Raw genomic sequence first — 22,998 nt, 5'->3', positions numbered from 1 at the left:
TCATGCCGGTTAGATTGGATCAAGTCCCAGCACCGTCGCCACGACCTGCGCGGCCGAGGGTTTGGCGTTGGTTAGGTGTACTGCCACTGCTGCTTTTAGTGCTGGGTGTATGCGGGGCGTTTTTGCTCGGTACTCAATCGTTACGCGAAACTCCCCCGGGTTTCTGGGGGCTAGCCTTGGGGACTCCGTTCTTGGGCTGGTGCCTGCTTAGCTTCGGGCGTGTTTTGTTGTATTTCGGTCAACAACAGGTGGCTGACGGCTGGGATAAAGCACGTGAAGAGGATTTGGTTCACAAAATCCGACGAGGTCGGCGCGTCCAACAGGTGTTGGGTGTCAGCCTGCACACGGCGCTACGCGAACCGGAAACTTCCTCAGCAACACAACTGACTGCGTTGCTGAGCGGAGCCGAAGTGCTTGAGGCTCAACCGTGCAGGCCGGACCAAGCTGTTTCGCGTCACAGTCGTCTTACTAGCGCTGCACATGAAAACCCTGAGCAAGTGTTGGGACGAGCATTTGGGCAGCTACTTGCCGATCTGCTGCCAGTCCTAAGGCGGGCGTCCGCTGATACACAACTGGCAGTGCTTCTGGAGGTCGATAGCGCTTTGCCGAAAAGCGTGTGGCAGGACCTATGGCGACAAGCGTGGAGCGAATCCGGCATCCGTCAGCCCACTGTCCCTGTCGAAGGCAGTGGGCTGGCCGTACTGGACCAATGGCTCGATCAGCGAATTGGCGACAAGGCGTCTTTGTTGGTGGTGGCTTTGCAGTTTGCACCGCAGCAGGCAGAAGGAACGGCTGAAGCGGCGGTCGGGCTGCTTTTTGGCAACCGCCTGACGCAAACCGTCTTGCCCCCAATCGCCTACCTGCATCGTCCGGAGCAGGAGCGCGAGCCGAACACCGACGCGTTGCTTTACGCCGCGCGTCAGGCATTGGAATGGGCGCCTCTCGATGCGCAATCGATCCAGCAAGCCTGGCGAGTCGGAGTTGATGTGCAGAGGAATGAGGCGCTGAGCAACGTCTTGGCGGCCGTGCCGCTCCCTGCGAAGAACAATCAAGGGTTTTACAACCTGGATACCTCGCTGGGGAACCCGGGCAAAGCGTCACCGTGGCTGGCGATTGCCGCCGCAACGCAGACCATTCAAGGCGGCGCCGGGCCGCAATTCATTTTCAGCGGGAGCAACTGCGTTGATGCAGGGCTCTGGAGCACGGTCTTGACGCCTGTGCCATCACTTTCGAAATAGGAACTTCGAATGCAGACTCGACGTGTTGTGTGGCTGGGAGTTTTGGTCGTCGTACTGCTGTTGATTGGTACGGTGCAGGGTGTATTGGTCTGGCAGTATCCCGAGCTGGTTGGGCTTCGCTCTGGTGGTTATCGCAAAATCGCAGGACTGTGGGTGATAGCCGTTACGACCTTGGTCCTGGTGATGTGCGTTGTGGGCTACCATTTTTTGGGGCACCAGTTGGGGCATTCGGCTTACCGGCAAGTGCAGGCGGATGATGTGCCCCGGCCTATGCAGGCTGACCACTCCAAGTCCCTTGATGCAGACGTCGCGCAACGCGTTAGCTCGATTAGAAAGCTACTGCGTGCTCGTTACGGCCTTTTCTGGCGCCACAAAACCCGCCTGCTGCTCATCATCGGCGAACCCACCGAAATCGAAGCCATCGCCCCCACCCTGGCCGCTCACCAATGGCTCGAAGGCCAAGGCACCGTCCTGCTGTGGGGCGGCAGTGCGCAGGCCGCGCTGGATCAATCATTCCCTGAGCGCTGGAGCGGCCTCAGCCGCTGGCGTGCGCTGGACGGAGTCGTCTGGGCGCTGAACGAAACCCAGGCCGCCGACGATGTCGCGATGGGCAAAGGTGTACGCCAGGTGCAGCGCCTTGCCCGTGACTTGCGCTGGCAGTTGCCGTTATCTCTCTGGCAGGTCTGCGGCAGTGCGTGGGCGCAGGACACACGCAAAGCGCAGCCGGTGGGCTGTCAGTTGCCCGAGCGCTTTTCGGCGGCGGTATTGGACGCCGCGCTGAATCGTTTGCTGGAGCCTTTGCGTCGCGCGGGTTTGGCGCAGATGAACGCGGTGATGAAGGATGATTTTCTGCTGCGTCTGTCGCGGGATTTAAAGGCCGAGGGCATTGATCGTTGGCGTCACACCTTGGCGCATCTGGCCGGCGAATTTGCCCGTGGCGTGCCGTTGCGGGGGGTGTGGTTCAGCCTGCCGGTACAGCGCTCGCCGCATGATCAACAACAGGCGTGGTCGGTGGCCCCGGTGTGGCACGGTGTACTCGGCGATAACGCCCGTGGCCGCCGGCTGGGTTGGAGCGTGCCGCGAGTTGGCTACGCGCTGGTGCTGGGTTTGGCGACGTTATGGGGAGCAGGACTGCTGCTGTCATTCATCAGCAACCGCACGCAGATCGCTCAGGTACATAGCTCGTTGTCGACCTTGCAACGTGCATCACAAGGCGACGAACAGCTCCAGGCCCTTCATGAACTGGTCCGCGAATTGGCGCGCCTGGATGATCGCGTTCAAGGCGGCGCTCCGTGGTATCAGCGCTTCGGCCTGAATCAAAACCCAGTGTTGCTTGAAACCGTGTGGCCGCGCTACGTCGAAGCCAATAACCGCCTGATCCGCGACCCGGCCGTCGCCGCTTTACGCCAGCAGCTCACGGCCCTGGTCAAGCTGGCCCCGGACAATCCCGAGCGCGCCGAACGCGCCCGTGCTGCCTACGACCAGCTCAAGGCCTACCTGATGATGGCGCGTCCGGCAAAAGCCGACGCCAGTCTGCTGGTGAAAACCCTCGGCGAAGTCGAGCCTTCCCGCGCGGGCCTCTGGCAAGCCCTGGGCCCCACTCTGTGGCAGTTCTACGCCGAACACCTGGCGGAAAACCCGGCTTGGCGCATCGACACCGACGCACGGCTGGTCGCGCAAGTCCGGCAGGTCCTGCTCGGCCAACTGGGCCAACGCAATGCCGAAGCCAATCTGTACCAACAACTGCTCGATGACTCCGCCCATCACTACCCGGCCCTGGGCCTGCCGCAACTGGTCGGCGACACCGACGCCCAGGCCCTGTTCACCACCGAGGCCAGCGTGCCCGGCGTGTTCACCCGCCAGGCCTGGGAAGGCTCGGTGCGCCAAGCCATCGATGCGATCGCCGAGGCGCGCCGCGAGGAAATCGATTGGGTGCTCAGCGACCAACCCGCCGATGTCGACACCCGCCTGAGCCCTGACCAACTGCGCGCCCGCCTCACCGAACGCTACTTCCAGGACTACGCCAGCGCCTGGCAGGATCTGCTCAACAGCCTGCGCTGGCAGCAGGCCGCGAGTCTCGATGAGTCAATCGACCAATTGACGCTGATGAGCGACGTGCGCCAATCGCCCTTGATCGCGCTGCTGAACAGCGTGGCCTACCAGGCGCAGGCGGGCAGCCGACCCCAGGCCCTGGCCGACTCGCTGGTGCAGTCCGCGCAAAAGCTGATCGGGCCGGACAAGGCTCCAGCGATCGAACCGTTGGCCCAGGCCGCCACGGGGCCGCTGGCGGCGACCTTCGGCCCGTTATTGGCGCTGCTGGACAAGTCCAACACGGACGGCCTCAGTCTCCCGGCCTTCCTCACCCGCGTGACACGGGTGCGTTTGAAACTGCAGCAGATCAGCACCGCGCCCGACCCGCTGGAAATGACCCAGGCCCTGGCACAAAGCGTGTTTCAAGGCCGTAGCATCGACCTCACCGACACCCAATCCTATGGCGCCCTGCTGGCCGCCAGCCTGGGCGCGGAGTGGGGCGGGGCGGCGCAGACGCTGTTCGTGCAGCCGCTGGAACAGGCCTGGCAACGCGTGTTGCAACCCTCCGCCGCCGGTCTCAATAGCCAGTGGCAGCGCTCGATCGTCAGCCATTGGAACGCCGCCTTCGCCAGCCGTTACCCGTTTGCCGCCACCACCAGCGACGCGTCGTTGCCGATGTTGGGGCAGATGATCCGCGCGGACTCCGGGCGCATCGCACAGTTTTTACAGCAGCAATTGAGCGGCGTGCTGCGCAAGGAAGGTAGCCGTTGGGTAGCCGATCCGCGCCACAGCCAGGGCCTGCGTTTCAACCCGCAGTTTCTGAGCGCGATCAATCAAATGAGCGAACTGGCCGATGTGCTCTACACCGACGGCGGCGTGGGGCTGAGCTTTGAACTGCAAGGCAAACCCGTGCGCGACGTGGTGCAAACCACCTTCATCCTCAACGGCGACCGGCACCAGTACTTCAACCAGAAAGAAAACTGGCAGCGTTTCAACTGGCCGGGGCGCAGCGACTATCCCGGCGTGAGCCTCAGCTGGACCAGCGTGCATGCCGGCGAGCGGCTGTTTGGCGACTACCCCGGCACCTGGGGCCTGATCCGCCTGCTGGAAAACGCCCAGGTCACGCCACTGGACGACGGCAACAGCCGCTACCGCCTGGCCCTCAAGGCGCCCGACGGCCTGAGCCTGACATGGCACCTGCGCACCGAACTGGATGCGGGGCCGCTGGCGTTGCTCAAGCTGCGTGACTTCAGGTTGCCGCAACAGATATTTCTCAATGAGGGCGCCGCAGAAGAACCCTATGCGCAGAACGGGAGTTTCGAACTCCGGTGAATCACTGTTCCATCGGCGCGCTGACCTAACCAAGGGACACCCTTAACAGGTATTGGATACAAAGGATGTGTAATGCAAAAAATTAAAACTTATCTTCGGGACCATGGCCACGCTCCATTCAAATTCGGCGAGGGGCGTATCAGCGGTTATATCTGCGCTGCACTCGGGCTGTTGAGTCTGCTGGCCGTGTTGTGTTTCTTGCTTCCCGAGTGGCTGACCACGACCGAACTGCGCAAGGTTTACAACGAACAATTGGCGCGTAGCCTGCTACTGCTCGGATTGGTGCTCCTCATCTCCGCGGCGGTCTTTATTCCGCTGGAAAAGCTGTATGCCAAGAATGCGGTGCCGTGGTTATGGCGCTTCCATGCAGTACACCATTCGAGTACGGCGATGGATTGGCTGGCCGGCTCGCGTGTCCACTTTGTCGAAGTGCTATTGACGCGCACCGCCGTACTGATGCCGCTGATGTTGCTGGGCTTTTCTGCGCAGGCATTGAATGCCTATGTGGTGCTGGTCGGCGTCCAGGCGGTGCTGGCTCATGCCAATGTGTGCATCAAAGGTGGTTGGCTGGAATACGTATTGGTACTTCCACGCTACCACCATTGGCACCATGCCCGTCATCCAGACTACCGCTACAAAAACCATGCGATTCACCTACCGCTGATCGATAGGGTGTTTGGAACATTCAAATTGCCCGCAAAGGACTGGCCAACGCGCTACGGAGTGTTTGGCGAACCGTTGCCGGACGGCATTCTGCGTCAGCATCTATATCCATTCCAGAAGCGTGTGCAGACGCGCGGCAAGCATGAGGGTGTAACACAGCCCGCTGGCGTGAGTGAGGGGGCCGAATGAGCCTGCGCGCCTTGATCGCCCGCTGCCTTGGGGAGCGTGACGCACTGTCTGTCGCACACGAACACGCCGCCCACTGGCAACCCTGGCTACACCCCATCAGCACCGAATTCCCTGTCGGCGACGACCCCGGCTACGACGATGACTTCCAACGCATGCGCGAAGAAGTCAACAAACTGTCGGGTGCCGATGCCGAGCAGGTTGCCCAACTGGCGCAGAAGCTGCTGACCCAGCGCTGCAAGGACCTGCGCGTCGCCACCTACTACCTGTGGGCGCGCTTGCACAAGGACGGCGAACTCGGCTTGGCGGATGGCTTGAGCCTGTTGGCCGCGCTGGTGGAGCGCTTTGCCGACGCGGTGCTGCCCAGCCGTCCGAACAGCCGCAAGATGGCCCTGGAATGGTTGGCCAGTGGCAAGGTGTTGGACACGCTGTCGCTGTACCCGGAAGTGGTCAAGGCCGAAGCCGAGCGCACCGCCGCCGCGCTCGCCTGGCTGGAGCGCGGCTTGAGTGGGTGGGCGCCGGAGCAGCGTCCGGATCTGCAGCCGCTGTACGCGGCATTGTCGGCGCGACTGGCGCAGTCCGGCGGGATGGACGCATTGGTCCCGCAACACACCGCCAGCCTTGAGTCGACTGTGCATGCCAACGCGTCGCCGCCGACGATGATCAAATCCGGACGGGACCTGTTGGACAACGGCCGGGCCCTGGCGAGCTACCTGCGTGAGCAACCCTTGGGCTGGCTGGCCGCTCACCGACTGATGAAGAGCTTGCGCTGGGACACCGTGCATCAGACGCCGCCTCAGGAGGCCAACGGCAACACGCGCCTGGCGCCGCCGCGTGCAGACTATCGGGCACAGCTCAAGCGTTTGTACCTGCAACAGAACTGGGCGGAGTTGATCGAACAGGTCGAGCGGATGTATGCCGAAGGCGTGAACCATTTCTGGCTCGACCTGCAATGGTACCTGTATCAGGCCTTGAGCAAACAACCCGCACCGCAGGACCGCTGGGCCGCTATCACCAAACGTGACCTGGGCATGTTCCTCGAGCGCCTGCCGGGTCTGGAGGTGCTGTGCTGGAGTGACGGCACCCCGTTCGCCGACGAAACCACCCGCGAGTGGATTGCCCAGCACGTCAGCGGCAACCAACCCCAGCAATGGCTGCCCGTGCCCTCGGCGGTCGTGGCCAGCAGTGATGCGGACATCTTGTCCCTGGAAGGTGAGGCCGTGGCCCAGGCCGACAGCGACGGCGTGGATCACGCGCTGGCGTGGCTGGCTGCGCGGCCCGGTATCGACAGCGGGCGCCAGCGCTGGCTGCTGCGCCTGCTGATGGCGCGGGTGGCCGAACAGCATGGCAAGAGCGACCTGGCCATTCACCTGCTGGGGGAATTGGACACCACCGCGCAACGCCAGGCCCTGACCGACTGGGAGCCGGCGCTGCATTTCGAGGTCAAGGCGCGCCTGCTCAAGCTGCTGCGCGTGAAAGCCCAACGCAACGACGCCGACAAACCCAGCCTGGCGCGGCGCATGGAAACCCTGCTGGCGGCGCTGGTCGCCATCGACCCGGTACGCGCCGCCGTGCTGTGCGGCTAACCCTTATCTATCAGGAGTCGTTCTGTGAACATGGACAATCTCACACTGCGCTATTTCGATGCCGAAATGCGCTACCTGCGCGAGGCCGGCAAGGAATTCGCGGAGGCCTTCCCGGATCGGGCGGCACAGCTCAACCTGGACAAACCGGGGGCGCAAGACCCCTATGTGGAGCGCCTGTTCGAGGGCTTCGCGTTCCTGATGGGCCGCCTGCGGGAAAAACTCGACGATGACCTGCCGGAATTGACCGAAGGCCTGGTCAGCCTGCTCTGGCCACACTACCTGCGCACCATCCCGTCGCTGTCGATCGTCGAACTGGTGCCGGAACTGGCGCAGATGAAGCACAGCGAGTTGATCGCGCAGGGCTTTGAAGTGCTGTCGCAACCCATCGGGCCCCAAAGTACCCGTTGCCGCTACACCACCACCCAGGACCTGGCCCTGCGCCCGCTGGCCCTGGCCTCGGTCGGGCGCGGCTTCGCCCCGGATGGTCGCTCCGTGTTGCGCCTGCGTTTTGCCTGCGGCGCGTTGACCGACTGGAGCCAGATCGACCTGAGTCGCGTGCCGCTGTACCTGAATGCCGAAGCCCCTTTGGCCAGTGCTTTACATCAGGCGCTGACCTTGAATGTGCAAGCGATGTTCGTGCATTGGCCCGGCCAGACCGAACGCCAGCCGGTGGCCGGGCATTTTGCACCCAAGGGGTTTGCCGATGAAGACCGGCTGTGGCCCAAGGGCGACAGTGCGTTCAGCGGTTATCAGTTATTGCTGGAGTATTTCAGTTTCCGCGAAAAATTCATGTTCGTGACCCTGTGTGGCCTGGAGCACCTGCAGATTGCTCCCGACGCCGCCTGGTTCGAGCTTGAAGTGGTGTTGCGCGAACCCTGGCCGGCCGATTTCGACCTGAGCCGCGAGCATATCCGCCTGCATGCGGTGCCGGTGATCAACCTGTTCGCGCTGGAGGCCGACCCGCTGACCCTGGCACCGTTGCAAAGCGACTACCTGCTGCGCCCCATGCGTTTGCAGGACGGCCATACCGAGATCTATTCGGTGGACCGCGTGACCGCCTCGCGAAACGCCGAGCGCCAGGACTATGTGCCGTTCAGCAGCTTTCGCCACAAAGGCGGCATGCTGCGCGACGAGGCTCCCGAACGCTACTTCCATACGCGCCTCAAGCGCGCCGCCAATGGCTTGCATGACACCTGGCTGATCCTCGGCGGCGAGGGCTTCGACAGCGACCGCCTGCGCACGCGTGAAAGCCTGTCGTTGCGACTGACCGGCACCCACGGCCAATTGCCGCGCAAGGCGCTGCAAAGCACCGTGCTCGACACGCTGGTGCAAAGCCCCCAGGCCGGTTTGCGGGTGCGCAACCTGTGTGCGCCGAGCTTGCCGTGCTACCCGCCGAACCGCGACCGCTTTCACTGGCGGGTGCTGAGCCACCTGGGCTCGAACTTCCTGCCGATGCTCGACAACGCCGAGGTGTTGCGCGGCACATTGGCCTTGTACGACTGGACGGGCAGCGAACTCAACCGTCGTCGTCTGGCGGCGATCGTCGAGGTCCGTCATCACTTGGTCCAACGTTTCGAGAAAGGCTTTTTGCTACGCGGCGTGGATATCGAGATCACCCTCGATGCCAACGGCTTTTCAGGGGAGGGCGACATCAGCCTGTTCGGCGAGATGCTCAATCGCTTCTTCGCCTTGTATGCCGACATTCATGTGTACACCCAGCTCACGCTGATCCTGCAACCTACTGGAAAGTGCCTGCGATGGAACGAGAATCACAGTCAGCGTATTCCCGGCTGAAAGCCAGCGGTTTGCTGGATGCCTTACAGGGCCAGGTGGCCGAGGCCAATCTGCAGCGTTTTTGCCAGTTGCTGGAACAGGCCTTGCCCGACCATCCGCCGCTGGGCAGCACCGCGCACCCGGCGGATGACGCCGTGCGCTTTCGGCCCGATCCGGGCATGGGCTTTCCGGCCGGCGAGTTGAAGTCGATTGAAATCGATGAAGCGCACCCGGAGCGAGCGGCGACGGTACGCACCCGCTTGCTTGGGTTGTACGGGGTCGATTCGCCGATGCCGACCGTGTACCTGGATGACATCGCGCAGCGTCGGGAGGGGCATGAAGCGCTGGAAGCCTTCCTGGATATGTTCAATCACCGGATCTTCACCCAGTTCTACCGGATCTGGCGCAAGTACTCCTACCCGGCGACGTTCGAAGCGGGCGGCACCGATGCCACCTCGCAATGCCTGCTGGGCCTGATCGGCCTGGGCATTCCCGGCACCGCGCAACAGGTCGCCACGCCGGTCTCGCGTTTTCTGGCCTTGCTCAGCGTGATGCGCCTGCCCACGCGGAATGCACAAGGCATCGTCGCACTGGTCAAATTGCTCGCCCCCGACACCCAGGTGCAGGTGACTCCGCATTGGCCGCAGAACATTACGTTGGCGGCGCCGGCCAGCCTCTCCCGGCAACGTCCGGTGAGCCTGGCCCAGGGCACGCCGCTGGGGCGTATCGGCCGCGACGCCAACAGCCAGTTCGCTCTGACGCTCTATACCGAGCACGCGCAGGAAGCCCGTGGCTGGCTCCCCGACGGCCAGCTACACCGCGACCTGCGGGTGCTGTTGCGCGTTTACCTGGGGTGGCGTTGCACGGCGAAACTGCGCTTGTCGCTGCCGTTGCACAGCCTGCCTGCGCCGGTGTTGGGGCTGGCCACCCTCCGGCTCGGCATGACCGGTGTGCTGGGCTTGGGAGGCAGCGCCTGGCGCACGACGGAACACGAGACCCTCACGATCAACCTGGGGCGCTACCAAGGCCTTTCGATTAACCCGCGCAACAGGGAGACACAGCATGTCGCGTACCGTTTTTAATCTTGTGCTGCTGGCGGCTTTCACGCTACCGCTCGGCGGTTGTGGGTTGGCCCAGACCGTGGCGGATGGCACGGCATCCACCGCCAAGGCGATCTTCTACAAGCAGGTCAACACCCTGCATCTGGATTTCAGCGCGCGCACGGCGCTGAACACCGATGCCACGGACATGCGTGCGTTGTCGGTGCCGACCCTGGTGCGGGTTTACCAATTGCGCGACAGCAAGGCGGTGGAGCTGGGGACCTACGAAGGCCTGCTGGGCGATGACGAGCGCTTGCTCGCGCGTGCGTTACTGGACAAACACTCGGTGGTGGTAAAGCCCGAAGAAGGCGCTCAGCTGAACGCGCCGATGGACAAGGACGCGCAGTTTGTCACGTTGGTGGCGTTGTTTCGCGACCCCGATACCCGGCAGAACAGCTGGCGCCTGACATTGACGCGTGACGACCTCGACCCGGATCGCGCACGGGTGATCGAACTGGGCGATAACCGCTTGATCCTGCGCCCATTGACGAAGGATTGAGCCATGACCGAGTACACCCCTTCGCTCTACGAACGCCTGTTGCAGAATTTCGCCGGTGAACTGGACCTGCAGCGGGTCTGCGAGGCGGACCAGCACACCCTCTCGGTGCTGGACAACCTGCAGCGCATCCTCAACAGCCGAGCGGGCGCGCTCAGCCATCTGCCGGATTACGGGCTGCCGGACATGGGCCTGATCCTGCAAGGGTTGCCCGCCACGGCCCAAGGCCTGATCGGCGTCATGACCGACACGTTGCTCAAGTACGAGCCACGTCTGGCGGCGATCACCATCGAGCTGCTGCCCCAGGTGCTGCCGGGGCATCTGGAGTACGCCCTGGACATGCAATTGAAGGATGGGCAGCACGTGACCTTCGGCACCCGCCTGACCCCCGAAGGCCGGGTGCTGGTGCGTCACTTGAAGCGACAGCATTACCTGTCGAAGCCTTGAACCGATAACGCAAGGGAAACCCGATGACGGCGTTGTTTGAGATGCGTATTCAAGTCGGCGGTGATCCGCGCGGCTTCAGTGAGTTCATCGCTTTGCGCGAGGAATTGGCCAAGCTCAGCCATCCCGCCTGCCCGGATGTGGACTGGGCCAAGGTCGAGCAAGGCTGCCTTGCGCTGTTCCAGCAAAACGGCGCGGAGTTGCACAGCGCGTGCTTTTACACCTTGGCTCGCGGCCAGCGTCATGGGGTCGAGGGCATCACCCAAGGTGTGGCGTTGATCGAGGCGCTGGGCGGCGAGTGGGTGCGCCTGTGGCCGCCGATGGCGTCGGCGCGCGTGGACTTGCTGGGATGGTTGTTCGAGCAACTGCAACTGGTGCTGCGCAGCCGGGCGATGACCGCCCACGGCGTGCCCGCGCTGGTTCAATTGGACCTTGAGTTGGCCCGTTTGCAGGTGCGTTTGCGGGCTCATCTAGACCACCCTCTACAACCGCTGCACGCCCTGCGCTATCAGGTCGGCGGCTTGATCCAGCGCCTGGAGCAAAGCCCCGCGCCGGACGGCACGATGCTCGCGCCGCTCAGGTTGCCGGCGCCGGCGCTGGTGAGCCCCGTGGTGATCCTGCCGCCACCCGCAGTGGTGGTGCGCCGGCCACGCATCGCGCTGTCGGGGCTGGTCGGGGCGCTGATCGTTGCCTTGCTCGCAGGGATCGGTTGGCGCATGTGGTTGGCCGGTCCTGGCACTGAACCCCTTATGCCCGACTCCGTTCGACTGGACAGCCTGTCGCTGTTCGATGCCGGCAGCGCCACGCTCAAGCCAGGCTCGGCCAAGGTGCTGATCAATGCCCTGGTCGACGTCAAAGCCCAACCCGGCTGGCTGATCGTGGTCGCCGGGCATACGGACGCGACCGGTTCCGTCGAACAGAACCTGGCGCTGTCCCATGCCCGCGCCTCTGCCGTGCGCGACTGGATGCAGCGCATGGGCGACATCGCCGACAGTTGCTTTGCCGTCCAGGGCTTCGCGGCCAGTCAGCCGATTGCCAGCAATGAAACCGACGTCGGGCGCGCCGCGAACCGTCGCGTGGATATTCACCTGGTGCCGCAGACAGGGGCCTGCGGCGAGGCCACGGTGGCCGTGGACTGAGCGCTATTTCATCGCATGCTCGACCACCTGTGTCGCACGCGGCGCAGCCCGCAGACACTTGGTCAAAGCCTGCTGCACATCCGCCAGCAGGTCGGCGATGTCCTCCAGCCCGACCGACAGACGCACCAACCCCTCGCTGATCCCGTGGGCTGCCCGCTCCTCTGGGGTGTAGGTGGAGTGGGTCATGCTCGCCGGGTGTTGGGCCAGGGACTCGGCATCGCCCAGGCTGACCGCGCGGCTGAACAGCTTGAGTGCGTTCATGAAGCGCCGGCCGGTCGCGATCCCGCCTTTGAGCTCGAAGGCAATCATCCCGCCGGGCATCCGCATCTGCCGCGCCGCCAGTTCGTACTGGGGAAATGAGCGCAACCCCGGGTACGTCACGCGCTCGACGGCGGGGTGGGCCTGCAAGGCTTCGGCCACTGCCTGGGCGTTGCTGCAATGGCGGTCCATGCGCAGGGCCAGGGTCTTGAGGCCGCGCATCAGCAGCGATGCATCCTGCGGGGACATGACCGCACCGGTCAGGTCTTTGAGCCCTTGCAGACGAATGCGCTGCGCCAGTGCGTGGTTGCTCACCGCAATGCCGGCGGTGATGTCGCCATGCCCGCTGAGGTACTTGGTGGCCGAATGCACGACCACATCGGCGCCCAACTCCAGGGGCCGTTGCAGGTACGGCGTGCAGTAAGTGTTATCGACCACCACGATGACGTTGGGCTGCTGGTGCGCCAGCGTGGCGACGGCGGCAATATCGACCAGTTGCAGGTTGGGGTTGGCTGGGGTTTCGCAGTAGATCATGCGCGTGGCCGGGGACAGCGCGGCGTGCAGTGCATCCAGGTCGGTGAGGTCGACATGGCGCACCTTGATGCCGAACTCCGCGATGCCATGGTGCAGCAGGGCGAAAGTGCAGCCGTAGAGCGTCTGGCTGACGATCACCTCATCGCCGGGGCGCAGCAGGGTCCAGAAGGTGGCGGCAATCGCGCCCATACCGGAACTGAAGGCGACGGCGGCCTCACCGTTTTCCAGGGTCGCCATGCGCGCTTCCAGCAGGGCTAGGGTCGGGTTGGAAATGCGCGTGTAGAAGTGCCCGCTTTCTTCACCGGCAAAACACGCGGCGCCGTATTCGGCGGTGGGGAAGGCGAACGTGGCGCTGAGATAGATCGGCGGTACGAGGGCGCCGTGGTGGTCCTTGGGGTCGTAACCGTGGTGGATGGCACGGGTGGAAAAGCCGAATGCATTGTGTTTATTGTTCATGTCGGACACTCCTTATTTCCTACAATGCTATGCTCATAACCACAGCTGAACTTTGCAATATTTGCTGACAAATCCCGCGCAATGGGATGAAACCTTCCTAAAAATAATGATTAGAGGCACGTTATGCCCCTCAGTCTGGATCGCACCGACAAGGCGCTTTTAAACGCACTGCAAGGCAACGCCCGCTTGACCGTGGCCGAGCTCGCCGAGCGCGTGTCCCTGACCACCTCCCCGTGTTGGCGGCGGGTCAGGAACCTGGAAGAGAGCGGGGTGATCAGCGGTTATCAGGCGATCCTGTCGCCCAAGGCGTTGGGCTATGGGGTGACGGCGTTTGTCAGCATCATGATGGAGAGCCATACCCAGGAAATTGCGCGGGCGTTCGAGCAGCGCTTGCTCGACATTCCGGAAATCGTCGCCTGCCATAACGTCTCGGGGCGCTATGACTTCCTGCTGGAAGTGGTGGCCAAGGACCTGGAGTCGTTTGGCGAATTCGCGCGGGAGGTGTTGCAGACATTGCCGTGCGTCAAAGAGATTTACTCGAGCTTTTCCTACAAATCGGTGCGGCCTTTGCGCGTGATTCCGTTGCCGCGCTGAGGGGCTGAGCCCGTGGGCACATTGGCTACCTGATCTTTGCCGGAATTGGCTATTTCTCCTGAGTGCTGCGCTGACTAATCTGGCCACCAATTTCCAGTGTTCAGGAGCTCTACCATGCAACCCCGTACCGATTTCTACACCGCTTCCCCAGACGCCATGAAAGCCATGCTCGCCCTGGAAACCGCAGTGGGCAAACTGTCCATCGAACTGCCCCTGCTGGAACTGGTGCGCCTGCGCGTGTCGCAGATCAATGGCTGCGCCTTCTGCCTCGACATGCACACCGCCGATGCGCGCAAGGGCGGTGAGACCGAACGCCGCCTGTACACCGTGTCGGCCTGGCGCGAAACGCCGTTCTTCACCCCGCGTGAACGCGCCGCCCTGGCCTGGGCCGAAAGCCTGACCCTGGTCAGCCAGACCCGCGCCGCAGACGAAGACTACAACGCACTCGCCGCCGAGTTCAGCCCCCAGGAACAGGTCGATCTGAGCGTCGCCATCGCCACCATCAACAGCTGGAACCGTCTGGCGGTGGGCTTTCGCAAAATGCCCAAGTAAGCCTGGGGCCGTGGGCGGTCAGAAGTTGACCGAGGCACTCAGGCGCGCTGTCAGCGGCGCGCCCTGGAACAGGTAGTCATCGCCCATGTACTCGCCCGCGTCGCGCCAATAGCGTTTGTCGAACAGGTTGTCGACGCTCAGGCGAAACACCGTTTCATAGCCATCGACTTTGGTGGTGTAACGGCTGCCGACGTTGACCACCGCATAGTCCCCGACCTCGACGTTGCCGCTGCGGTTGGCGTACTTCTTGGCGCTGTATTGCACGCCGCCCAGGACCGCCAGGCCGTTGACCCACGGCAGCGCATAGTCGGCGTAGACACTGGCGCGCAGCTTGGGCACGTTGATCGTCTGGTGGCCTTCGTAGTCCGGCGTGCCGCTGCCGCTGACCCGCGCCCGAATCGCCGCGACGCTGGTGGCGATCTGCAGGCGGTCGGTGGCCCAACCATTCGCCGACAGTTCCAGCCCGGTGTTCTTCTGTTCGCCTTGTTGCACGTAGGTGAAACTCCCGGCGCCATCCGGCTTGGCGTACTGGTAGGCCTGGCGCGTCTGGAACACGGCCGCGGCGAAGCTGATGCGGCGCCAGTCGTATTTCACGCCGGCTTCGATTTGTCGCGACACGGTCGGGGCCAGGGTCTCGTCCGCGTTGTTCGCGAACCACGGCGCCGTGCCACCCAGGGACAGGCCCTTGCTGTAGCTGGTGTACAGCGAGATGTTTTCAATCGGCTTATAGATCAGCGAGGCCTGGGGCAGGAACACGTATTGCTGAGTGTGGCGCGCCTGGTTGCCATTGCTGTCAAAGGCTTGTTCATCAAGGCGCACTTCGCGACCGCCGAGGAGGGTTTGCCACTGCTCGTTGAAGCGGATGCGGTCGGTGACGAACACGCCGTACTGGCGGCTGTCGAGGGTGCGATGGCTGTCGTTCAGCGGTACGTTGGTCGGCGCAAACGTCGGCGCGTCCTGATTGATATTGCCGCTGCCGATGTACTCGTTGACCGCCTTGCGCTTGTCGATCACCCGGCGAAACGCGCTGGTGCCGAAGGTCAATTCATGGCCCAGGCCGGCGGTGTCGAACAGCCCGGTCATGGCCGCCTGCACTTCATCGTCGCGGCGGGTGTCGTCGGGGCTGCGGTAGTCGTAGATGTCGTAGTTGCCGTCTGAGCCGAAGTAGTTTCCGACCCCGTTCGTGTCGCCGCCCCAGGCGAACGAACTGTAGTCATCGATCACCACCTTGCTGCGCGCCGCGCTGACACTGCCTTTCCACTGGTCGCTGAAGCGGTATTCGAACTTGCCGTTGAGGTTCAGCGAATCGATACCGACCTGCTTGGAACCGCTTTGATGGCCCAGCAGCTGTTTCGGCGATGCATCGTGGGGCACTTCACTGCCGCCCAGCAGTTGGTAGCCCGGCACCGAGCGCTGTTGTTTGTTCTGGTATTCGGCATCCAGTTGCAGCACCGCGTCGGGGCTGATGTTCCAGTCGAACGCCAGGGACAGGAAGTCGCGCTGGCCGTTGGCGTGTTCCACGTAGGAATTGAGGTCTTCATGGGCCACGTTGGCGCGCAGGCCAAACTGCCGCTCGCTGCCGAACCAGCCGCCGACGTCGGTGGCGATATAGCCGCTGCCACGGTCGTCGCTGGACACCGTCACCGAACGCACGTCTTGCGGGCGCTTGGTCACGTAGTTGATCACGCCGCTGGGCTCGGAGATCCCGCTTTGCAGGCCGGCCAGGCCCTTGAGTACTTCCACCTGCTGTTTGTTTTCCAGGGCGACGTTCTGCTCGCCGGTGATGGTGCGGCCGTTGATCTTGTAGCTGCTCGCCGCGTTCAGCGAGAAGCCGCGCACCACGAAGTTTTCGTAGTAGCCGATCGGTGCGTAGCTGTCGCCCACCGAGGCGTCGTTGCGCAGCACTTCGCTGAGCAGGCGGGCTTGCTGGTCCTTGATCAGGGCGGCGTTGATCACGCTGATCGAGGCGGGAGTGTCCAGCAGCGGCGCTTCATTGAAACCGCCGACCGAGGCGGTTTCACTGCGATAACCGGACTCATCCTGGCCCTGGACCTGTACCGCCGGCAGTTCAATTTCCGCAGCCAGGCTGCTGCCGATGCCACCGCTGAGCAGCAGGCCGAGGGCGAAACGTGACGTGACGACGGGGCGAAAACGCAGAACCATGGGGCAAGGCCTTAAAGCGCAGGACGGGGGGCGCATAAGCTAGGCATAAGTGCGTGCATTTACAAGGATTCGCGCATTGAGACATCCGGTCTCAGCGCGCACGCCGATTCATGTGCGCCTCGACAGCCCTGGCGTGCATCTGCGATAGACGAGGCTTCTCTCATCGTTGCAGGAGGTCGTCATGAGTACCGCTGGAAACCTCATCGCTGGAAAAGTTGCGCTGGTGACTGGCGCCGGGCAGGGCATCGGCCGCGCCATCGCCCTGCGCCTGGCACGGGACGGTGCCGATATCGCGCTGGTGGACATCAATGGCGCCAAGCTCGAAGCCGTGGCCGCTGAAATCGTCGCGACAGGGCGCAAGGCCTCGGTGTTCGTCGCCGACGTGTCCAAGCGCGAACAGGTGGTGGCCGCCGTCGAACACGCATACCAGACCCTCGGGGGTTTCGACATCATCGTCAACAACGCCGGGGTGGCGCAGATCGATTCACTGCTGGACGTCAGCCCCGAGCAGGTCGAGCGCACCCTGGGCATCAATGTGCAGGGTGTGTTGTGGGGCATCCAGGCCGCCGGCAAGAAGTTCAAGGCGCTCAAGCAGAAGGGCAAGATCATCAACGCCTGCTCGATCGCCGGGCATGAAGGTTTTGCGCTGCTGGGCGTGTACTCGGCGACCAAGTTCGCCGTGCGCGCCCTGACCCAGGCGGCGGCCAAGGAACTGGCCAGCGCCGGGATTACGGTCAATGCTTATTGCCCGGGCGTGGTCGGCACCGATATGTGGGTCGAGATCGACAAGCGCATGGCCGAGATTACCGGCGCCGAAGTCGGTGCGACCTATAAGAAGTATGTGGACGGGATTGCCCTGGGCCGTGCGGAAACGCCTGAGGATGTGGCCGGGCTGGTGTCTTACCTGGCGGGGCCGGATGCGGACTACATGACCGGCCAGTCGCCGTTGATCGATGGTGGGATTGTGTACCGATAGCCCTGAAAGCACGCGGTTCAAAGGTGGGAGTGGGCTTGCCCGCGAAGGCGGCGGTTCAGTCACGGCATCGGTGGCTGATACACCGCCATCGCGGGCAAGCCCGCTCCCATATGTTTGACCGTGCTGGGTCAGATATGTTTGCCCGGCATGTCGATGCCCAGTTGGTTGACCCGGCGATACAGGGTCGCCCGCGAAATCCCCAGCGCCTGGGCCGTCGGCGACGGCTTCCAGCGATGCCGGATCAGTGCATCCAGCACCACCTGGCGTTCCGGGCTGACACGTTGTTCCACGTCGGCCTCGAGCCGCTCGCCGCGCACCTCCACGGGCAGGTCAGCCAACTGGATGGTGCCGCCGTCGCACACCGCACAGGCATACGCCAGCACATGGCGCAGTTGTCGCACATTGCCCGGCCAGGCATAGCCGAGCAGTACCTCCAGCGCGGCGGGGCCGATGCCCACGGAGATTGCGCCGCTGTGCGCCTGCTGTTCCAGCAGCCGATTGATCAAGGCCAGCTTGTCGCTGCGCTCGCGCAAGGGCGGCAGGCAGAACCGTGCGCAGCCCAGGCGAAAGTACAGGTCTTCGCGAAAGCGCCCCTCGCTGACCAGCACCGCCAGGTCGCGGTGGCTGGCGCAGATCACCTGGATATCCACCGCACGGGTTTTTGCCGCACCCAGCGGCGCCACTTCACCTTCGGCCAATACCCGCAGCAAGCGCGTCTGCAGGGCCAGCGGCATATCGCCGATTTCATCGAGGAACAGCGTGCCGCCATCGGCCTGCAACAACAGCCCGGGCATGCCCTTGTTCGACGCGCCGGTAAAGGCCCCGGCGACATAGCCGAACAGCTCGCTTTCGATGAGGTTTTCCGGGATCGCCGCGCAGTTCACCGCCACGAAGGGCCCGTCGCGACGAGCGCTGCGCTCATGCAGTTGGCGCGCGAAGACTTCCTTGCCGGCGCCGGTTTCACCCTGCACCAGCACCGGCAGGTTGCGGTCCTTGACCCGCAAGGCCAGGCGCAGGTGTTCTTCCACCCGGGGGTCGACCTGATTGTTTACGGCCTTCGCTGGACGCGCCGGCTTACGCTGCGGCGCGCTGACCCGCACATGCAATGCGCCGGGCTCGCCCAGCCAGTGCAGCTGTTGCGCCGATTGATCGGTGACCGCGCGCAACGCATCCAGATCGAAGACCTCGCCGATATGCGCCGGCACCTGGCCAAAGCGCCGACGCAGGGCCTGGCGCGCCTTGCTGTTCAACGCATGCAGGCGCCCATCCTGGTCCCAGGCCAGCAGCAGGTCGGGCTGGCTGTCGACATAGCCGGGCGTGCTGTGGGCCTGGAGCACCCAGTGCTGACGGGCGCTGTGCATGAAGAAGGCATTTTCGATGGCTTGCGCGCTCTGCGCCACCATCTGCCGTACCAGATGCTGGCTGCGCCGGTCATCCGGGGATTTGAGCGCCGAGGCGTCCATCACCCCCAGCAGGTTGCCCTGGGGGTCGAAGATCGGCGCGGCGGAGCAGGTCAGCCCGATAAACGCTGCGCGAAAGTGATCGCGCTTATGCACCGTCACGGCAGCCTTGCTGGTCAGTACCGTGGCCACCCCGCAGGTGCCTTCTTCGGCTTCCGACCAGCAGGTGCCCAGGTACAGGCCGGCCTTGCGGCAATCGGTGCGAATCGCCGTGTCCACGCGGTGGTCGATGGTTTGGCCCTGGGCGTCGGTGAGCATCACGCAGTAGTCGGCGTGGCGCACGCGGTGGTGGAGTTGGCCGACTTCTTCGCTGGCGATGTGCATGAACAGTTCGGCGCGCTCACGGCATTCCTTGAGCAGCGGTTCACTGAGAATGCGTGGCCCTTGCAGCGAGCCAGGGTCGAGGTGGTGTTGCTCCATGGAACGGCGCCATGAATCGAAAATCAGCGACGGCACCGGAGCCTGGGGCAGGCGATCGGCATTGCGGACCACGCGACTGACGCAGTCGACATGGTCTTTGGAGTTCGCGGCGAGCATAAGGCCTCCGGTTCTCGATCTTTTGTTGTTATGCCCGCCATTAAGCGCGCATGCGCGCAGGGGGACAAGGGCGGTCTGACCAACTGCCCGGTGTGAGACGCAGCGTCTCATCCGGCCGCGCACGCCACGGGTAGGTTGCAATGGCGCGTCTCATTCTGTGGTTGGCGGTCGCCACCGCACAACCGCGTGGCACTGCTCTAGATCAAGTCTATGCGAGGTTTATCGAGGCGTTGGCACAGGCTGTGCTGAAGGTCTTGCAACTGGCTGCAGCCAGCCTTTTGTGTGTCGAGACAACCTGGAGAACAACAAGATGTCCACTCACCTGTCCACTGATCAACTGCTCCATGCCTACACCGTGATGCGTACCATCCGCGATTTCGAGGAACGCCTGCACGTGGAATTCGCCACTGGCGAGATCCCTGGTTTCGTCCACCTGTATGCCGGCCAGGAAGCCAGCGCCGCCGGGGTCATGGCCCACCTCAACGATGAAGATTGCATCGCCTCCAACCACCGTGGCCACGGCCACTGCATCGCCAAGGGCGTGGACGTGTTCGGCATGATGGCCGAGATCTACGGCAAGAAAACCGGGGTGTGCGGTGGCAAGGGCGGTTCCATGCACATTGCCGACCAGGAGAAAGGCATGCTCGGCGCCAACGGCATCGTCGGTGCCGGCGCGCCCTTGGCGGCCGGAGCGGCGCTGGCGTCCAAGCTCAAGGGCAGCCAGGGCGTGGCCGTGGCGTTTTTCGGCGACGGCGGCTCCAACGAGGGTGCGGTGTTCGAGGCCATGAACCTGGCCGCAATCATGAAACTGCCGTGTCTGTTCGTGGCTGAAAACAACGGCTACGCCGAAGCCACCGGCTCGGGCTGGTCGGTAGCGTGCAAAGACATCGCCGAGCGCGCCGTGGGGTTCGGCATGCCGGGGGTGATCGTCGACGGCAATGATTTCTTCGCCGTCCACGCGGCCCTGGGGGTAGCCGTGGAACGTGCGCGCAGCGGCCAGGGGCCGACGCTGGTGGAGGTCAAGTTGAGCCGTTTCTACGGCCACTTCGAAGGCGACGCGCAAACCTATCGCGGCCCCGACGAAGTGAAGAACCTGCGCGAATCCCACGATTGCCTGGTGCTGTTTCGCCAACGCTGCAGCGCCGAAGGCTGGCTCGATGCGGCGCAGTTCGAGCGCATCGACGCGGAGGTCGCGCAACTGATCGAAGACGCCGTGCGCCTGGCCAAGTCCGATCCCAAGCCCCAGGCCGCAGACCTGCTCACTGATGTCTACGTCGCTTACCGCTAATCGCCACCCACTACAAAAATAATCCGTGGAGAATTGATCATGGCTCGCAAAATCAGTTATCAGCAGGCAATCAACGAAGCCCTGGCCCAGGAAATGCGTCGCGACCAGAGTGTGTTCATCATCGGCCAGGACGTGTCCGGCGGCACCGGCTCCCCCGGCGAGCAGGATGCCTGGGGCGGCGTGCTCGGCGTGACCAAGGGCCTGTACCCGGAGTTTCCCGACCGCGTCTTGGATGCACCGTTGTCCGAAATCGGTTACGTCGGCATGGCGGTCGGCGCGGCCACCCGCGGCATGCGCCCGGTGTGCGAGTTGATGTTCGTCGACTTTCTCGGCTGCTGCCTCGACCAGTTGCTCAACCAGGCCGCCAAGTTCCGCTACATGTTCGGCGGCAAGACCGCCACGCCGCTGGTGGTGCGCGCCATGTACGGCGCCGGCCTGCGCGCCGCCGCGCAGCATTCGCAGATGCTCACCTCGATGTGGACGCACATCCCCGGCCTCAAAGTGGTGTGCCCGGCCACGCCCTATGACGCCAAGGGCATGCTGATCCAGGCGATCCGCGACAACGACCCGGTGATCTTCCTCGAACACAAAATGCTCTACAGCCTGCAGGGTGAAGTGCCGGAAGAGCTGTACACCGTGCCTTTCGGCGAAGCCAATTACGTGCGCGAAGGCAATGACGTGACCCTGGTCACCTACGGGCGCATGGTGCATATCGCCCTGGAAGCCGCTGCCAACCTGGCGCGCCAAGGCATCGACTGCGAAGTGCTCGACCTGCGCACCACCAGCCCGCTGGACGAAGACAGCATCCTGGAAAGCGTGGAGAAGACCGGCCGCCTGGTGGTGATCGACGAGTCCAACCCGCGCTGCTCTATCGCCACCGATATCAGCGCGCTGGTCGCGCAGCGCGGGTTTTCGTTCTTGCGCGCGCCGATCGAAATGGTCACCGCGCCGCACACGCCGGTGCCGTTCTCCGATGCGCTGGAGGATCTGTACATCCCCAACGCAGCGAAGATCGAAGCCGCGGTGTTGAAGATCGCCGATAAGAGGACTGCCGCATGATCCATATCTTGACCATGCCCAAGTGGGGCTTGTCGATGACCGAAGGCCGCGTGGATGTCTGGCTCAAACAGCCGGGCGACCGGGTGGAGAAGGGCGAGGAAGTGCTCGACGTGGAGACCGATAAGATCTCCAGCAGCGTCGAGGCGCCGTTCAGTGGCGTGCTGCGCCGCGTGCTGGCGCTGAGCGACGAGACCTTGCCGGTGGGCGGGCTGCTCGGGATCGTGGTGGAGGGCGAGGCCACGGAAGCCGAGATTGATGCGGTAATCGAAGGTTTCCAGGCCAGCTTCGTGTCGAGTGCGGCCGAGGCGCAAGCGTCCGGGCCCAGCGCGCAGAAAGTCGAGGTGGGCGGGCGGCTGTTGCGTTATCTCGATCTCGGTGAGGGCGGCACGCCGTTGGTGTTGGTCCACGGGTTTGGCGGCGACTTGAACAACTGGCTGTTCAACCACCCAGGGTTGGCGGCGCAGCGCCGGGTGATCGCCTTGGACCTGCCGGGCCATGGCGAGTCGGGCAAGCAGCTGCGCAGCGGTGATGCCGACGAGTTGAGCCAGGCGCTGCTGGCGTTGCTCGATCATCTCGCGCTCGACCGCGTCCACCTGGCCGGCCACTCAATGGGTGGCCTGGTCAGCCTGACCGTGGCGCGCCAGGCCCCCGCGCGGGTCGCCTCGCTGACCCTGATCGCCAGCGCCGGGTTGGGCGAAGAGATCAACGCGGACTACTTGCACGGCTTCACCGACGCGACTAACCGCAACGCGCTCAAGCCGCACTTGATTCAACTGTTCAGCGACCCGGCGCTGGTCACGCGGCAGATGCTGGAGGACATGCTCAAGTTCAAGCGCCTCGAAGGCGTGGATCAAGCGTTGCGCCAGCTCAATGCCCAGCTGTTCGAGGGCGGGCGGCAGCGCCTGGATTTGCGCAATATTGTCGGGCAGCAGCCAAGCCTGGTGATCTGGGGCAGCGACGACGCAATCATCCCGGCCAGACATGCCGAGGGGCTCGAGGCCCAGGTGGAAATCCTGCCGGGGCAGGGGCATATGGTGCAGTTGGAGGCGGCGGAGCGGGTCAACCAGTTGATGGCAACCTTCCTCAACTCCCAGCCTTGATGCAGTCCAATGTGGGAGGGGGCTTGCCCCCTC

18 protein-coding genes are annotated in these 22,998 nt (G+C 63.7%); 15 read left to right on the top strand and 3 right to left on the bottom strand.

Annotated features, from left to right (window positions below):
- The first annotated feature begins 2 nt into the window (after nt 1-2).
- From AC07W0_RS27045 to AC07W0_RS27005, 9 genes are all read left to right on the top strand, one after another.
- Nucleotides 3-1,238 (top strand): KPHS_23130 family T6SS system protein, encoded by a 1,236-nt coding sequence (locus AC07W0_RS27045; RefSeq protein WP_102618996.1) that lies wholly within the window; start codon nt 3-5, stop codon nt 1,236-1,238.
- A 270-nt stretch (nt 1,239-1,508) separates the two neighbouring features.
- Complete coding sequence (locus AC07W0_RS27040) at nt 1,509-4,601, top strand: ImcF-related family protein (RefSeq protein ID WP_495029343.1); 3,093 nt, start codon at nt 1,509-1,511, stop codon at nt 4,599-4,601.
- A 72-nt stretch (nt 4,602-4,673) separates the two neighbouring features.
- A complete protein-coding gene (locus AC07W0_RS27035) occupies nt 4,674-5,453 on the top strand; it encodes a sterol desaturase family protein (RefSeq protein WP_102618890.1) in 780 nt (259 codons plus the stop codon).
- Complete coding sequence (tssA, locus tag AC07W0_RS27030) at nt 5,450-7,036, top strand: type VI secretion system protein TssA (protein WP_102618891.1); 1,587 nt, start codon at nt 5,450-5,452, stop codon at nt 7,034-7,036. The genes AC07W0_RS27035 and tssA overlap by 4 nt, the downstream gene beginning before the upstream one ends.
- 24 nt (nt 7,037-7,060) lie before the next feature.
- Complete coding sequence (gene tssF / locus AC07W0_RS27025; protein ID WP_026139971.1) at nt 7,061-8,830, top strand: type VI secretion system baseplate subunit TssF; 1,770 nt, start codon at nt 7,061-7,063, stop codon at nt 8,828-8,830.
- Nucleotides 8,794-9,891, top strand: coding sequence for a type VI secretion system baseplate subunit TssG (gene tssG / locus AC07W0_RS27020; protein ID WP_102618892.1), 1,098 nt, complete (start codon nt 8,794-8,796; stop codon nt 9,889-9,891). Before tssF ends, tssG begins: the two co-directional genes overlap by 37 nt.
- Nucleotides 9,872-10,408, top strand: coding sequence for a type VI secretion system lipoprotein TssJ (gene tssJ / locus AC07W0_RS27015; RefSeq protein WP_102618893.1), 537 nt, complete (start codon nt 9,872-9,874; stop codon nt 10,406-10,408). The genes tssG and tssJ overlap by 20 nt, the downstream gene beginning before the upstream one ends.
- 3 nt (nt 10,409-10,411) lie before the next feature.
- Entirely contained in the window at nt 10,412-10,852 is a 441-nt protein-coding gene (gene tssE, locus AC07W0_RS27010; RefSeq protein WP_102618894.1) for a type VI secretion system baseplate subunit TssE, read from the top strand.
- Between the two features lie 23 nt (nt 10,853-10,875).
- Nucleotides 10,876-11,988, top strand: coding sequence for an OmpA family protein (locus tag AC07W0_RS27005; RefSeq protein WP_017846580.1), 1,113 nt, complete (start codon nt 10,876-10,878; stop codon nt 11,986-11,988).
- Nucleotides 11,989-11,991: 3 nt separating this feature from the next.
- Here the strand turns inward: AC07W0_RS27005 and AC07W0_RS27000 are convergent, their stop codons facing one another.
- Nucleotides 11,992-13,236, bottom strand: a complete 1,245-nt coding sequence (locus AC07W0_RS27000; protein ID WP_017846579.1) for a methionine gamma-lyase — start codon at nt 13,234-13,236, stop codon at nt 11,992-11,994.
- A 123-nt stretch (nt 13,237-13,359) separates the two neighbouring features.
- Between AC07W0_RS27000 and AC07W0_RS26995 the strand changes: the two genes are divergently transcribed.
- Nucleotides 13,360-13,830 carry an Lrp/AsnC family transcriptional regulator gene (locus tag AC07W0_RS26995; RefSeq protein WP_017846578.1) on the top strand — a complete coding sequence of 157 codons (471 nt, stop codon included), beginning with the start codon at nt 13,360-13,362 and terminating at the stop codon, nt 13,828-13,830.
- Between the two features lie 114 nt (nt 13,831-13,944).
- Nucleotides 13,945-14,382: a carboxymuconolactone decarboxylase family protein gene (locus AC07W0_RS26990; protein WP_017846577.1), complete on the top strand. Its 438-nt coding sequence runs from the start codon at nt 13,945-13,947 to the stop codon at nt 14,380-14,382.
- Nucleotides 14,383-14,400: 18 nt separating this feature from the next.
- Here AC07W0_RS26990 and AC07W0_RS26985 read toward each other — a convergent pair whose 3' ends face one another.
- The gene (locus tag AC07W0_RS26985) at nt 14,401-16,545 is read right to left on the bottom strand and encodes a TonB-dependent siderophore receptor (RefSeq protein ID WP_102618895.1); all 2,145 of its coding nucleotides are present in this window, start codon (nt 16,543-16,545) and stop codon (nt 14,401-14,403) included.
- Nucleotides 16,546-16,726: 181 nt separating this feature from the next.
- Between AC07W0_RS26985 and AC07W0_RS26980 the strand changes: the two genes are divergently transcribed.
- Nucleotides 16,727-17,521, top strand: a complete 795-nt coding sequence (locus AC07W0_RS26980; protein ID WP_102618896.1) for an acetoin reductase — start codon at nt 16,727-16,729, stop codon at nt 17,519-17,521.
- Between the two features lie 128 nt (nt 17,522-17,649).
- On the opposite strand, the gene AC07W0_RS26975 is transcribed toward AC07W0_RS26980, so the two are convergent.
- Complete coding sequence (locus AC07W0_RS26975; protein ID WP_102618897.1) at nt 17,650-19,518, bottom strand: sigma-54-dependent Fis family transcriptional regulator; 1,869 nt, start codon at nt 19,516-19,518, stop codon at nt 17,650-17,652.
- A 310-nt stretch (nt 19,519-19,828) separates the two neighbouring features.
- On the opposite strand from AC07W0_RS26975, the gene AC07W0_RS26970 reads away from it, so the two are divergent.
- Genes AC07W0_RS26970 through AC07W0_RS26960 form a run of 3 tightly spaced genes read left to right on the top strand, consistent with a single transcriptional unit; the run spans nt 19,829 to nt 22,965 of the window.
- Complete coding sequence (locus tag AC07W0_RS26970) at nt 19,829-20,806, top strand: thiamine pyrophosphate-dependent dehydrogenase E1 component subunit alpha (protein WP_102618898.1); 978 nt, start codon at nt 19,829-19,831, stop codon at nt 20,804-20,806.
- Nucleotides 20,807-20,845: 39 nt separating this feature from the next.
- Complete coding sequence (locus AC07W0_RS26965; protein WP_017846572.1) at nt 20,846-21,865, top strand: alpha-ketoacid dehydrogenase subunit beta; 1,020 nt, start codon at nt 20,846-20,848, stop codon at nt 21,863-21,865.
- Nucleotides 21,862-22,965 (top strand): acetoin dehydrogenase dihydrolipoyllysine-residue acetyltransferase subunit, encoded by a 1,104-nt coding sequence (locus tag AC07W0_RS26960; protein WP_017846571.1) that lies wholly within the window; start codon nt 21,862-21,864, stop codon nt 22,963-22,965. Before AC07W0_RS26965 ends, AC07W0_RS26960 begins: the two co-directional genes overlap by 4 nt.
- Nucleotides 22,966-22,998: the final 33 nt, after the last annotated feature.

It is taken from the genome of Pseudomonas sp. GW704-F2 (assembly GCF_059423025.1).
This window is presented reverse-complemented; position numbering and strand designations above follow the sequence as displayed.

Excerpts from the sequence above, each read along its gene's own strand:
- AC07W0_RS26990 (WP_017846577.1), top strand. The coding sequence starts at position 13,945 with ATGCAACCCCGTACCGATTTCTACACCGCTTCCCCAGACGCCATGAAA.
- AC07W0_RS26975 (WP_102618897.1), bottom strand. The coding sequence starts at position 19,518 with ATGCTCGCCGCGAACTCCAAAGACCATGTCGACTGCGTCAGTCGCGTG.
- AC07W0_RS27005 (WP_017846580.1), top strand. The coding sequence starts at position 10,876 with ATGACGGCGTTGTTTGAGATGCGTATTCAAGTCGGCGGTGATCCGCGC.
- AC07W0_RS27040 (WP_495029343.1), top strand. The coding sequence starts at position 1,509 with ATGCAGGCTGACCACTCCAAGTCCCTTGATGCAGACGTCGCGCAACGC.
- AC07W0_RS26995 (WP_017846578.1), top strand. The coding sequence starts at position 13,360 with ATGCCCCTCAGTCTGGATCGCACCGACAAGGCGCTTTTAAACGCACTG.
- AC07W0_RS27045 (WP_102618996.1), top strand. The coding sequence starts at position 3 with ATGCCGGTTAGATTGGATCAAGTCCCAGCACCGTCGCCACGACCTGCG.
- tssA (WP_102618891.1), top strand. The coding sequence starts at position 5,450 with ATGAGCCTGCGCGCCTTGATCGCCCGCTGCCTTGGGGAGCGTGACGCA.
- AC07W0_RS27000 (WP_017846579.1), bottom strand. The coding sequence starts at position 13,236 with ATGAACAATAAACACAATGCATTCGGCTTTTCCACCCGTGCCATCCAC.
- AC07W0_RS26985 (WP_102618895.1), bottom strand. The coding sequence starts at position 16,545 with ATGGTTCTGCGTTTTCGCCCCGTCGTCACGTCACGTTTCGCCCTCGGC.
- tssE (WP_102618894.1), top strand. The coding sequence starts at position 10,412 with ATGACCGAGTACACCCCTTCGCTCTACGAACGCCTGTTGCAGAATTTC.
- AC07W0_RS26965 (WP_017846572.1), top strand. The coding sequence starts at position 20,846 with ATGGCTCGCAAAATCAGTTATCAGCAGGCAATCAACGAAGCCCTGGCC.
- AC07W0_RS27035 (WP_102618890.1), top strand. The coding sequence starts at position 4,674 with ATGCAAAAAATTAAAACTTATCTTCGGGACCATGGCCACGCTCCATTC.
- tssG (WP_102618892.1), top strand. The coding sequence starts at position 8,794 with ATGGAACGAGAATCACAGTCAGCGTATTCCCGGCTGAAAGCCAGCGGT.
- AC07W0_RS26980 (WP_102618896.1), top strand. The coding sequence starts at position 16,727 with ATGAGTACCGCTGGAAACCTCATCGCTGGAAAAGTTGCGCTGGTGACT.
- AC07W0_RS26960 (WP_017846571.1), top strand. The coding sequence starts at position 21,862 with ATGATCCATATCTTGACCATGCCCAAGTGGGGCTTGTCGATGACCGAA.
- AC07W0_RS26970 (WP_102618898.1), top strand. The coding sequence starts at position 19,829 with ATGTCCACTCACCTGTCCACTGATCAACTGCTCCATGCCTACACCGTG.
- tssJ (WP_102618893.1), top strand. The coding sequence starts at position 9,872 with ATGTCGCGTACCGTTTTTAATCTTGTGCTGCTGGCGGCTTTCACGCTA.